The organism is Arthrobacter sp. MDB1-55 (genome assembly GCF_059092925.1).
In genome coordinates this window covers 286,928-298,015 of sequence record NZ_JBNHID010000002.1, presented here as the reverse complement: position 1 = coordinate 298,015, position 11,088 = coordinate 286,928, and the positions used below count along the sequence as shown (strand labels likewise).

The following is an 11,088-nucleotide window of genomic DNA, read 5'->3' as shown; positions in this document are numbered from 1 at the left end:
CTTATTGGTCGGATGTCTGCGCCCACCGCGGATGTTTGAAGTTATTGCCATCTTTCATCCACGTGTCCTGAACGGAACGAAGGAGCCCGAATTGCTTCAGGCTCCTTCCGACGCTGTCCACCTCAGCAGGCAGGTGCTGTCAGTCGCGTTCGATCCAGACTGCGCTGTTGGGCTGCAGAGCGTTGTCAGCCACTGCGTCCTCCGCGCTTGCTACCACGACGACGCCGGCAGGCAGTTCGATCGGCTCTTCGCCCATGTTCGCCACCAGCAGCACGGAGCCGTTGGTGAAGGCGACCACTCCGTCCTCAGGACGATGTTCCGCTGTCCACTCCAGAGAACCGCGGCCAAGCTGCCGCGCCGAGCGTTCGGACAAGGCCTTCCGCACTAATTCATATACCGAACCCGACCGGCCCACCTGCTGATCCGCGGCGTACCCGGCGAAGCCCGCAGGCTGGGGCAACCAGGGCGCAGCGCTGCTGCCCTCGGTGGTGGTGAAACCGAAGCCCGGTGCCTCAGCTTTCCAGGGCAGAGGGACCCGGCAGCCGTCCCGGCCGCGCTCCACCCCCTCTGTCCGGAAGAAAGCGGGGTCCTGGCGTACGGCGTCGTCAAGGAGGGTGTGCTCGGGCAGGCCGAGCTCGTCTCCCTGATAGAGGTAGGCCGACCCGGGCAGTGCGAGCATGGTGAGGATTCCCGCCCGGCCGCGGCGCAGGCCGAGCGCCTCATTCGGCTGTTCGTCCTTGGCGCCGACACCCTTGGGTAGCTGCGTCGGGTCCGCCAGCCCGAAGCGCGTGGTGTGCCGGACGGTGTCATGGTTGGACAGCACCCAGGTGCTGGGTGCTCCGACGTTCCCCGCCTGCGCAAGGGATTCCGTAATGCTCGCGCTCAGGCGCTTGGCGTCCCAGCCTGCGCGCAGGAAGTCGAAATTGAACGCCTGCTGCATTTCATCGGGACGGACATAATGGAAGAGCCGTTCGGCCGGTTCAACCCATGCCTCAGCCACGAGCATGCGGTTGCCCGGGTACTCTGCGAGGACCCGGTTCCAGTCCCGGTAGATTGCATGGACGCCTGGCTGGTCGAAGTACGGAGGTGTCGGTTCGGTTGCCGCTGCTTCCTCGGCGGCGTCGGGATTGTGCACATCCCCGACCATGCTTTCGCGGCCTGCCCAGTCCGGGAGTCCCTCGGCCTTGACCAGGCCGTGCGCGACGTCGATGCGGAAGCCGTCTACGCCGCGATCCAGCCAGAATCGCAGGACGGAGATCATTTCCTCGTGAACTTCGGGGTTCTCCCAGTTCAGGTCCGGCTGCTTGGTGTCGAACAGATGCAGATACCACTGGCCGTCCTCGACCCTGGTCCAGGCATTTCCGCCGAAGATGGACTGCCAGTTGTTCGGCGGCAGTTCGCCGTCCTGGCCCCGGCCGTCGCGGAACATATAACGCTCGCGTTCGGGCGATCCCTTCGGTGACCGCAAAGCTTCCTGGAACCACTCGTGCTCATCGGAGGTGTGGTTGGGCACGAGGTCGACGATCACCTTGAGCCCGCGCTCGTGCGCTTCTGCAAGCATCGCGTCAAAATCGGCCAGAGTGCCGAAGCGGGGGTCGACGTCGCGGTAATCCGCGACGTCGTAACCGGCGTCGGCCTGCGGCGAGACATAGAACGGCGACAGCCAGACGGCATTGACGCCGAGGTTCTGCAGGTACGGGAGTTTGCTGGTGATGCCGTGCAGGTCACCCATGCCGTCGCCGTTTCCGTCGGCGAAGGAACGCGGATAAATCTGGTAGATGACGGCGTCAGCCCACCAGGCAGTTGCTTCTTTGCCCGGCGCAGGAGCGGCTTGGAGGGACACGTATAACCTTTCGATAAACTCACTGGGCGCAAGACGTAAGCGCTTGCGTAACAGAATCGACCTTACTAGAGTGACAGGCATCACTCAATGGGGCGGTTGAATCTCCGCCTTATTTCTCATTGGAGAGAAGACGCACATGAAGAACAAGAAATCACTGGCCGCCGCAGCATCGGTGGCAACTCTCACTCTTCTGCTCTCGGCCTGCGGTGGCGGTGGCTCGTCTGAAGGTGGCGGCGGCGGTGCGGCCGATGAAGGCCTCGAAGACCGCGGCCCCATCACGTACGTACAGGGCAAGGACAACAGCGGCGTGGTTCGTCCCCTGATCGAGAAGTGGAACGAGGAGCATCCCGACGAGGAAGTGACTTTCAAGGAACAGACCGACGAGGCCGACCAGCAGCACGATGACCTGGTCCAGAACTTCCAGGCACAGAACGCAGACTACGACGTCGTGTCTGTCGATGTCGTCTGGACCGCTGAGTTCGCGGCGCAGGGCTGGATCCAGCCGCTCGAGGACGAGATGGCGATCGACACCGAGGGAATGCTGCCGGCGACCGTAGCGTCCGCGACGTACCAGGACACGCTTTACGCAGCTCCCCAGCACTCCGACGGCGGCATCCTTTACTACCGTTCGGACCTCATCGAGGAACCCCCCACCACGTGGGACGAGATGATGGAGATGTGCTCCATCGCTGAAGAGAACGACATGGGCTGCTATGCGGGCCAGTTCGCGCAGTACGAGGGCCTCACCGTCAACGCTTCCGAAGCCATCAACGGCGCCGGCGGCACCGTGATCAACGAGGCAGGCGAGCCCACACTGGACACCCCGGAGGCAAAGGCCGGGCTGGAGAACCTCGTATCCGCCTTCGAATCCGGCAACATCCCGCAGGAAGCGATTACGTATACCGAGGAAGAAGGACGCATTGCGTTCCAGGAAGGGAACCTGCTCTTCCACCGCAACTGGCCTTACGTATACAACCTCGCCACCACTGAGGAATCGTCTCAGGTCAAGGACTCACTCGGCATGGCTCCTCTTCCGGGCGCCGACGGCTCGGGTGCATCCTCGCTGGGCGGTCACAGCCTCGCCATCAGCGTCTACTCGGACAACAAGGCAACCGCACGTGACTTCCTCGAGTTCATCACCCAGGAAGAGCAGCAGCGTTTCTACGTGACCCAGGGCTCACTCGCCCCGGTTCTGGAGAGCCTGTACGAAGATCCCGAGCTCGTCGAACAGCTGCCGTACCTGCCCGTCCTGAGGGAATCCATCGAGACTGCTGTTCCCCGTCCCGTGACGCCGTTCTACCCCGCGGTCACCACCGCGATCCAGGAGAACGCTTACGCTGCACTGCAGGGTGAGAAGTCTGTTGACCAGGCATTGACCGACATGGCTGCGTCGATCAGCCAGGCCGGGTCCTAACCACACCATTCGGTGGTGGGAGCGCGCGGCGTTCCCACCACCGGCACCTGCTTGCTCTCACCGGCGTCGTTGCCGGTATCGAAAGGACGGGTCATGGCCACACGTCTGGCAATGCCACCCAAGGGTAAAAAGGACCCCAATTCAAAGCTTCACCACCAGGCGGCGGAGAGCGCCGACCGTCGGGCGGCTGCGAAGAATAAATGGGCGTCCATTCTGATTGCGCCGACTCTGATCCTGCTGGGGATTGTGATCGTTTATCCCATCATCAGCGGCATCGTCATGTCGTTCCAGAATGATTCCGGGCTGGACCCGGACACCGGGCTTTTCACTGACGGCGGATTCGCAGGCTTCGGCAACTACACCGGTTGGATCCTCCAGCAGTGTCCGGCACCCGGCGGGGGCACCGTCGCCTGCCCGCCCGGGACCCTCGAATCGCAGTTCTGGAACGCAACCGGCATCACGTTCTTCTTCGCCGCCGTCACAGTCACCCTCGAGACCATCATCGGCTTCTGGATGGCACTGATCATGGCACGCACGTTCAGGGGTCGCGGGTTGGTTCGCGCAGCTGTGCTGGTGCCGTGGGCAATCCCGACCGCGGTCACCGCGAAGCTCTGGTTCTTCATCTTTGCCTTCCAGGGCATCGCGAATGAACTGTTCAATACGTCGATTCTCTGGACGGGGTCCGAGTGGCCCGCCAAGTGGGCCATCATCATTGCGGACGTCTGGAAGACCACTCCGTTCATGGCCCTCCTCATCCTCGCCGGCCTGCAGATGATCCCGGGGGATGTCTACGAGGCTGCCAAGGTTGACGGTGCCAGCACTTGGCAGCGCTTCCGCTACATCACGCTGCCGCTGGTGAAGCCCGCGCTGATGGTGGCTGTCCTGTTCCGTGTTCTCGACGCCCTGCGCATGTACGACCTGCCGGCGATCCTCACCGGCGGCGCGAACGGCACCACCACCCTTTCCATCCTGGTGGTGAACCAGATCCGGCAAGGCTTCAACAGCGCGGCGGCTCTATCGACGTTGACGTTCATCATCATCTTCATCGTGGCGTTCATCTTCGTCAGATTCCTCGGAGCCAATGTCTCCGAGGGCTCCGGAGTGATCAAGAAGGCGAAGGTCATCAAATGACACAGGCAGTAGCAACCTCCTCCGGCCGCCCGACCGAGTCGACGCCGGGCCGCCGCGCAGCTGCTTCGCGCGAGCGGTGGGCGTCCATCCGGACGTACATCAGTGCAGCGATCATCGTTACCTGGTGTCTGCTTCCGTTCTACTGGATGATCATCACTGCGTTCCGTGATGTGGCCTTCACCTACGACACGGCGTTCTATCCGACCCACGTCACGTTGGACAACTTCCGCACCGCATTCGCAACGGATGCGGGCAACAACTTCACGTTGGCGTTGTTCAACAGCTTCTTCATTGGAGCAACCACCACCCTGATCGCGCTTGTGGTCGGAGTGTTTGCCGCCTATGCCCTGGCCAGGATCGACTTCAAGTTCAAGTTCGTCATCCTTGGAGTCATCCTGGGCGCGTCAATGTTCCCGGGCGTCGCTCTGATTACTCCGCTGTTCCAGCTGTTCACGGACATCGGGTGGATCGGCTCCTACCAGGCGCTGATCATCCCCAACATCTCGTTCGTCCTGCCGCTCACGGTCTACACGTTGACGGCGTTCTTCCGTGAGATGCCGTGGGAACTGGAGGAAGCCGCCAGGATCGATGGCTGCACGCCGGGTCAGGCCTTCCGGAAGGTGATCATGCCGCTTGCGGCACCGGCGGTATTCACGACGGCGATCCTTGCCTTCATCTCCGCCTGGAACGAATTCCTGATCGCGAGCCAGCTGTCCAGTGATGCGACGGCACCGGTGACGGTTGCCATCGCGTCCTTCGCGGGCAGCCAGCCGCAGCAGGAACCGTACACCGCGGTGATGGCCGCGGGCACCATTGTCACCATCCCCTTGGTCCTGCTGGTCCTGATCCTGCAGAAGCGCATTGTTGCCGGCCTGACCGCCGGCGCGGTGAAGTAACGCGTCGATCATGACCAATAGACGCAAAGAGCGATTGGCGGAGAACCTCGATATCCTGATTGGGTTTCTGGGGTTCTTCGCCGTCGTGCTGGTGGTTGTCATCATCGCCATCCAGCTCCGGGGAGACAACGCCGCCATGTGGTCGGTCCTGTTGCTGGCAATCGTTCTTGGGATGTGGGGCCTGTACAAGGTCCGGCAGCGCGAGTAGCTGCCGCCCGGACAGCGCGGTCGCCGTCGCCTTAGATCAGGGCACTAGAGAAAGAGGTTGCACCCCGTGGTCATCATCGAGGATGTTGCCGTAGCCACGGGCGTTTCCACGGCCACGGTTTCCCGCGCCCTACGCGGCCTGACGGGTGTGTCGGCCGGAACACGTGCCCGCGTCCTCAGGGCTGCGAAGGATCTGGGGTACGTGCCGTCGTCGGCTGCTTCCGGGTTGGCTTCCGGCCGCACAATGGCCATGGGAGTACTGCTGCCGCTCATTGAACGCTGGTACTTTTCGGCGGTCCTCGAGGGAGTCGACCGGCAGCTCCGCGCAGCCGGTTATGACCTCATCGTGTTCAGCCTGGGCGGCACCGGGACCAACCGGGAGAGGGTCTTTCACCGCTCGATCCTGCGGAAGCGGATCGATGCCCTGCTGGTGATGTGCATGGAGCTCACCGAAGATGAACACCGCTCCCTGAAGGAGCTTGAGTCTCCAACGATCGTCGTAGGCGGGTCCGTACAGGGGGTCCGGCACGTCAGTATCGACGACGCCGCCGCGGTGCGCGACGCCGTCGAGCACCTTGTCTCGCTCGGCCACACCCGCATTGGTCACGTCCGGGGCGGGGGCTCCTACGGGCTCTACTTCGAGGTGCCGCGCATCCGCGAGGAGTCCTATGTCGCCACCATGGTTGCCCATGACCTGCCGGTGCGGGACGAGTGGTCTGTCTTCGGCGACTTCCGCTTCAGCGAAGCGAAGCTGGCAGTCAAACACATGCTGTCCACGGTGAAGGAGCGGCCCACCGCGCTCTTTTGCTCCTCGGATGAGATGGCGTTCGGTGCGTTACTTGCCGCCTCGGAGCTCGGCATCCGCGTACCGCAGGACCTGTCCATCGTGGGGATTGACGACCATGAGTTCGCTGAGCCCATGGGCCTGACGACCGTTCGTCAGATGCCCGAGGAGCAGGGTGCGTTTGCCGTGGACCTCCTGCTGGGTGAACTGGAGGGGGAGACGCCGCTCCGCACGCCTCCTGTGCAGCCGCACGAGCTGGTGGAACGCTCCTCAACAGGCCCCGTGCCCCGGTAGCCTCACCCGGTCGCTACGCTGGTACGCATGGCTACCGAACTCCTCTACCTTGACGATTTCGACGTGTTGACTGCTCCCGCCGCAGTGACGGCGGTGACCGCGCTCGACGACGGCCGAATGGACGTCGAACTCGACCGTACCTGCTTTTATCCGCGAGGCGGCGGACAGGATTGGGACACCGGAATCATCCGCGCCGGAGACTCCGTGTTTACGGTGGAGGAAGTGCGCCTGGACGAGCACGGGGTGGTCCACCACCTCGGGCGGGGTACCGTGCCGGAGGGCGCCGGCGTCGTGCTTGAGGTGGATGCCCACCGCAGGGCAGTGAATACGCGGCTTCACTCGGCTGGCCACATCGTCGACCTCGCCGTGGAGCGGCTGGGTTTGCCCTGGGTTCCTGGGAAAGGCGCGCATTATCCGCACATGTCCTTCGTCGAGTACAACGGGGAGGTGCCGGGGGACGCGGAGCAAACACGCCGGCAGATCGAAGCCGAGGTTGCACAGGTCATCGGCGAGGGCAGCACCAATGAGATCCGCTTCATGCCTGTGGCGGAAATGGCGGAATACTGCCGGCACGTGCCGGAGAATATCCCGACCAACAAGCCAGCGCGGATCGTACTCTACAACCGGACCTTCGGAGTGCCCTGCGGCGGCACTCACGTGCGGGACGTGGCCGACGTCGGGACGTTGAGCATCACCAAGATCAAGTCGAAAAAGGGCGTCACGAAGGTGTCGTACGCGGTTGACGGCGTGAATTAGGCAGTTGGCCCGGAGGGCGCAGAGGCGCGGTCCCGGCGGAGGCCCCCTGCCCGGCCGGGCCCTACCTGGTCAGGAAATTCGGGACCCGGTCAGGAGGCGCGGGCGAGCTGCCGGATGGGAACCCACCGTGAGGCCAGACGCCGGTACGCCGCGGCCGCCCCCGTCATATCCGCCTCGGCGAGGCACTCGATGCCCATCCGAACGTCCATGGGCGACTCGTCGGGGAACACGAGATCCGCTACCGGGCCGTAGTCCAATTCGACGACGGCGTCACGGCGGAAGGTCTCCAGCCACTCGGTGATCTCGGTCAACTCCTCGAGGAGGTCGAGTTCCGGTGCGGCAATGGCAAGGTTGGCTACCGCCCGCCGGGCACGGTCGATGCACTCGCTGATGGTCACGGATACCCGGACTGTGTGGACCTCGCCGTCGTCGTCAACGACCTCGGTGAGGTCGTCCTCGTGAATGAGGACAAACCAGGCGAAGGGCACGCCCCACGTTGCGGATCGGGTATGCAGCTTGGCCGTGGACGCGGCCAGGGTCTCAGGATCCAGCCTGGCCTGGTGGGCCTCGCGCGCTACTTCGGGAAGAAGCACGTCCATCAGGGGCCCCCGAATGGTCTGCTCAAGGGACTCCGCGGCAAGGTAGGTGCGCACGGCCAACTGATTCGGGCAGTAGAACGGCGCCGTAGTCCCGTTGCTGCGGGGGAAGTGGAGAACCCTTACGAGGTCCTGGGTATGGTGCGGGAAGGGGTCGGAGACCACCCGGGTGATGCGCCGCATCGCGTCGAGGCGGTCCATGGCCTCGGTGGTCCGGCGCTCGCGGGTCCGCTGTTCGAGGATGGCAAGCTGCTGGGCATCGCTGAAGGCATCAAGCGGTTCATAGATCCGCAGGAAGGATACGTAGGGGAAGCTTCGCCCCGTGCCCGGCACATGAGCCATGGGTCAGGTCAGCTCCACGATGACGGGCGCATGATCCGACGCACCTTTGCCCTTGCGTTCCTCACGGTCAATCGATGCCCCGCTGACACGCTGGGCGAGAGCGGGCGATGCCAGGACAAAGTCGATGCGCATGCCCATACGCTTCGGGAAACTTAGCTGCTTGTAGTCCCAGTAGGTGTACACGCCCGGTCCGGGGGTATGGGGACGAACGACGTCGGTGAAGCCGGAGTCCTCGAAGGCATGGAACGCAGCACGCTCGGGAGGGCTGACGTGGGTGTAGCCGTTATTCAGGAACAGGTCGATATCCCAGACATCCTCATCCTGCGGCGCGATGTTCCAGTCACCCGTCAGCGCCACCTGGGCCGTGGGGTCCTGTTCCAGTAAACCAACAGCGTGTTTTCGCAACAGTTCGAGCCACTCGATCTTGTAGGCCATGTGCGGATCTCCCAACGCGCGGCCGTTCGGGACGTAGAGGCTCCACACCCGAACGCCCCCGCACGTGGCGCCGATCGCGCGGGCTTCCTGGATGGGATCGGCGTCTTTCCCGAACACGGGCTGTCCCGGGAAAGTGCGCTCAACATCGGAGAGCCCAAGGCGGGACGCGATGGCAACGCCGTTCCACTGGCTCAGACCGAAGTGGGCCACCTCGTAGCCGCTCTTCTCGAACATGTCCCACGGGAAGTTGTCGTCCTTGCACTTGGTTTCCTGGATGGCAAGGACGTCCACATCGGATCGGTCGAGCCAGGCTTCCACACGGTCGGCACGGGCTCGCAGGGAATTGACGTTCCAGGTCGCAATCTTCACAGTGGCTACGTTACCCAATCGGCCGGTGTTGCTTGGTACCCGGTCCTTGAGTTGCGCCCACTCGCGGCGGGCGTCCGCCCATAACGACTACGGCTTAGCGTGCCACCACGAATCATGGATGGACACGGGAACGGTGCGCTTGTGCCGGGTCAGCAGGTAGCGGCGCTCGATGGACTGCGCTGCCTCATCTGCGACGTCGCGGCCTTCAAGGTAGTCGTCGATCTGCTCGTAGGTGAGACCGAGCTCATGCTCGTCGGTCTGACCCGGGTTCTCGTCGAGGAGATCCGCGGTAGGGATCTTGTTGTAGAGGCGTTCCTCCGCGCCGAGCTCCTTGAGGAGCTGGCGGTTCTGCCGCTTGTTCAGGCCGAACAGGGGCAGGATGTCCGCACCGCCGTCGCCGTACTTGGTGAAGAAACCGGTGACTGACTCGGCGCCGTGATCCGTGCCGATGACCAGCAGGTTGTCATCTCCGGCCAGGGCGTACTGCGCCACCATCCGGACGCGCGCCTTCACGTTGCCTTTGTTGAAGTCGGACATTTCGTTGCCGGCGGCACCGGCGAAGCCCGCCTGGAAACCGTCGACGGCGGGAGCGACGTTGTAGACGACGGAACGGTCAGGCGAGATGAAGGCCAGAGCGGCCTGCGCGTCTTCCTCGTCATGCTGCACGTTGTAGGGCAGGCGCGCAGCGACGAAGGTGGCGTCAACGCCGTCGGCCCGCAACTCATCCGTGGCCAGCTGCGCCAGTTTGCCCGCAAGTGTGGAGTCCAGCCCACCGCTGATTCCGAGCACGAAGCCCTTGGTCCCCGTGGCACGCACATAGTCCTTCAGGAAGTCCACCCTGCGGCGGATCTCCTCCGCAGGGTCGATGGAGGGGCGTACGCCCATTTCGTCGATGATTTTCGCCTGGAGTTCACGCATGGGGACAGGTTACTAAGCTTTTGTTGCCTATCTGTTGCCCGAATCGCATCAGGCAGCAGATAGGCACCAAAGTCTGCTCGGATTACTGCTTGAACGCAGCGTCGAAAGACAACGACGACGGCGCGAAGTCGAACTTCTTCAGAAACGCCAACGCCTCGGGTGCCCCGTCGAGGCGATCCATACCGGCGTCCTCCCACTCAACGGAGACGGGACCGTCATAGCCGATCGCGTTAAGCGCACGGAAGCTGTCTTCCCAGGGCACATCACCCCGGCCGGTCGAGACAAAGTCCCAGCCGCGGCGCGGATCTCCCCACGGCAGGTGCGAGGAGAGGATGCCGTTACGGCCACCGCCCATGCGCATCTTCGTGTCCTTGCAGTCCACGTGGTAGATCCGGTCAGCGAAGTCGGAGATGAAGGCAACGGGGTCGATTTGCTGCCACATGAAGTGGCTGGGGTCCCAGTTGAGGCCGAAAGCGGGCCGGTTGCCGACGGCGTCGAGCGTGCGGCGGGTGGACCAGTAGTCGTAGGCGATCTCCGACGGATGCACCTCGTGGGCGAAGCGCACGCCGCACTCGTCGAAGACGTCGAGGATAGGGTTCCAGCGGTCAGCGAAGTCCTGGTAACCGGCGTCGATTACGTCCTGGCTGACCGGCGGGAACATCGCTACATACTGCCAGATGGACGAGCCGGTGAAGCCGACAACGGTCTTCACGCCGAGCTTTTGGGCGAGCTTCGCCGTAAGCTTCATCTCCTCCGCGGCGCGCTGCCGGACGCCCTCGGGATCACCGTCACCCCAGACTTTGGGGCCGACGATCGCCTCGTGGCGGAAATCGATCGGGTTGTCGCAGACAGCCTGGCCCTTGAGGTGGTTGGAGATGGTCCACACCTTCAGGTTGTTGCGCTTGAGGATGTCGAGCCGCTCCTGGATGTAGTCATCATCATCCCAGCGCCAGGCATCGAGGTGATCACCGGAAACCGCGATTTCCAGGCCGTCATAGCCCCACTGGCCGGCGAGCTCGGCGACCTTCTCGAACGGCAGATCCGCCCACTGGCCGGTGAACAGAGTGTAATTGCGTGCCATAGATATCTCCTTTGATTGAGGG

Annotated in this window: 11 protein-coding genes; 6 read left to right on the top strand and 5 right to left on the bottom strand. The window is 63.4% G+C overall.

The genetic code is table 11. From position 1 onward, the window contains the following. Positions 1 to 139 precede the first annotated feature (139 nt). Positions 140 to 1,732 carry a glycoside hydrolase family 13 protein gene (locus AC5RU3_RS08550; protein WP_493965614.1) on the bottom strand — a complete coding sequence of 531 codons (1,593 nt, stop codon included), beginning with the start codon at positions 1,730 to 1,732 and terminating at the stop codon, positions 140 to 142. Positions 1,733 to 1,979: 247 nt separating this feature from the next. Between AC5RU3_RS08550 and AC5RU3_RS08545 the strand changes: the two genes are divergently transcribed. From AC5RU3_RS08545 to AC5RU3_RS08520, 6 genes are all read left to right on the top strand, one after another. After that, positions 1,980 to 3,257, top strand: a complete 1,278-nt coding sequence (locus tag AC5RU3_RS08545) for an ABC transporter substrate-binding protein (protein WP_309071361.1) — start codon at positions 1,980 to 1,982, stop codon at positions 3,255 to 3,257. A gap of 93 nt (positions 3,258 to 3,350) precedes the next feature. Next, positions 3,351 to 4,388 carry a carbohydrate ABC transporter permease gene (locus tag AC5RU3_RS08540; protein ID WP_375164413.1) on the top strand — a complete coding sequence of 346 codons (1,038 nt, stop codon included), beginning with the start codon at positions 3,351 to 3,353 and terminating at the stop codon, positions 4,386 to 4,388. Next, positions 4,385 to 5,284, top strand: coding sequence for a carbohydrate ABC transporter permease (locus tag AC5RU3_RS08535; RefSeq protein WP_309071362.1), 900 nt, complete (start codon positions 4,385 to 4,387; stop codon positions 5,282 to 5,284). The genes AC5RU3_RS08540 and AC5RU3_RS08535 overlap by 4 nt, the downstream gene beginning before the upstream one ends. Positions 5,285 to 5,294: 10 nt before the next feature. Then, positions 5,295 to 5,492 carry a hypothetical protein gene (locus AC5RU3_RS08530; protein ID WP_309071363.1) on the top strand — a complete coding sequence of 66 codons (198 nt, stop codon included), beginning with the start codon at positions 5,295 to 5,297 and terminating at the stop codon, positions 5,490 to 5,492. A gap of 66 nt (positions 5,493 to 5,558) precedes the next feature. Further along, positions 5,559 to 6,569, top strand: a complete 1,011-nt coding sequence (locus tag AC5RU3_RS08525) for a LacI family DNA-binding transcriptional regulator (protein WP_493965293.1) — start codon at positions 5,559 to 5,561, stop codon at positions 6,567 to 6,569. 27 nt (positions 6,570 to 6,596) lie between these two features. Further along, positions 6,597 to 7,325 carry an alanine--tRNA ligase-related protein gene (locus AC5RU3_RS08520; protein WP_309124081.1) on the top strand — a complete coding sequence of 243 codons (729 nt, stop codon included), beginning with the start codon at positions 6,597 to 6,599 and terminating at the stop codon, positions 7,323 to 7,325. An 89-nt stretch (positions 7,326 to 7,414) separates the two neighbouring features. On the opposite strand, the gene AC5RU3_RS08515 is transcribed toward AC5RU3_RS08520, so the two are convergent. From AC5RU3_RS08515 to AC5RU3_RS08500, 4 genes are all read right to left on the bottom strand, one after another. Next, positions 7,415 to 8,263, bottom strand: a complete 849-nt coding sequence (locus AC5RU3_RS08515) for a DUF8083 family protein (RefSeq protein ID WP_309071366.1) — start codon at positions 8,261 to 8,263, stop codon at positions 7,415 to 7,417. Positions 8,264 to 8,266: 3 nt separating this feature from the next. Beyond that, positions 8,267 to 9,067, bottom strand: a complete 801-nt coding sequence (locus AC5RU3_RS08510; RefSeq protein ID WP_493965292.1) for an exodeoxyribonuclease III — start codon at positions 9,065 to 9,067, stop codon at positions 8,267 to 8,269. 87 nt (positions 9,068 to 9,154) lie between these two features. Next, the gene (gene nadE / locus AC5RU3_RS08505; RefSeq protein ID WP_493965291.1) at positions 9,155 to 9,985 is read right to left on the bottom strand and encodes an NAD(+) synthase; all 831 of its coding nucleotides are present in this window, start codon (positions 9,983 to 9,985) and stop codon (positions 9,155 to 9,157) included. 82 nt (positions 9,986 to 10,067) lie between these two features. Then, positions 10,068 to 11,066 (bottom strand): sugar phosphate isomerase/epimerase family protein, encoded by a 999-nt coding sequence (locus tag AC5RU3_RS08500; RefSeq protein WP_493965290.1) that lies wholly within the window; start codon positions 11,064 to 11,066, stop codon positions 10,068 to 10,070. Positions 11,067 to 11,088: the final 22 nt, after the last annotated feature.

Excerpts from the sequence above, each read along its gene's own strand:
- AC5RU3_RS08550 (WP_493965614.1), bottom strand. The coding sequence starts at position 1,732 with ATGGGTGACCTGCACGGCATCACCAGCAAACTCCCGTACCTGCAGAAC.
- AC5RU3_RS08500 (WP_493965290.1), bottom strand. The coding sequence starts at position 11,066 with ATGGCACGCAATTACACTCTGTTCACCGGCCAGTGGGCGGATCTGCCG.
- nadE (WP_493965291.1), bottom strand. The coding sequence starts at position 9,985 with ATGCGTGAACTCCAGGCGAAAATCATCGACGAAATGGGCGTACGCCCC.
- AC5RU3_RS08520 (WP_309124081.1), top strand. The coding sequence starts at position 6,597 with ATGGCTACCGAACTCCTCTACCTTGACGATTTCGACGTGTTGACTGCT.
- AC5RU3_RS08545 (WP_309071361.1), top strand. The coding sequence starts at position 1,980 with ATGAAGAACAAGAAATCACTGGCCGCCGCAGCATCGGTGGCAACTCTC.
- AC5RU3_RS08530 (WP_309071363.1), top strand. The coding sequence starts at position 5,295 with ATGACCAATAGACGCAAAGAGCGATTGGCGGAGAACCTCGATATCCTG.
- AC5RU3_RS08540 (WP_375164413.1), top strand. The coding sequence starts at position 3,351 with ATGGCCACACGTCTGGCAATGCCACCCAAGGGTAAAAAGGACCCCAAT.
- AC5RU3_RS08535 (WP_309071362.1), top strand. The coding sequence starts at position 4,385 with ATGACACAGGCAGTAGCAACCTCCTCCGGCCGCCCGACCGAGTCGACG.
- AC5RU3_RS08515 (WP_309071366.1), bottom strand. The coding sequence starts at position 8,263 with ATGGCTCATGTGCCGGGCACGGGGCGAAGCTTCCCCTACGTATCCTTC.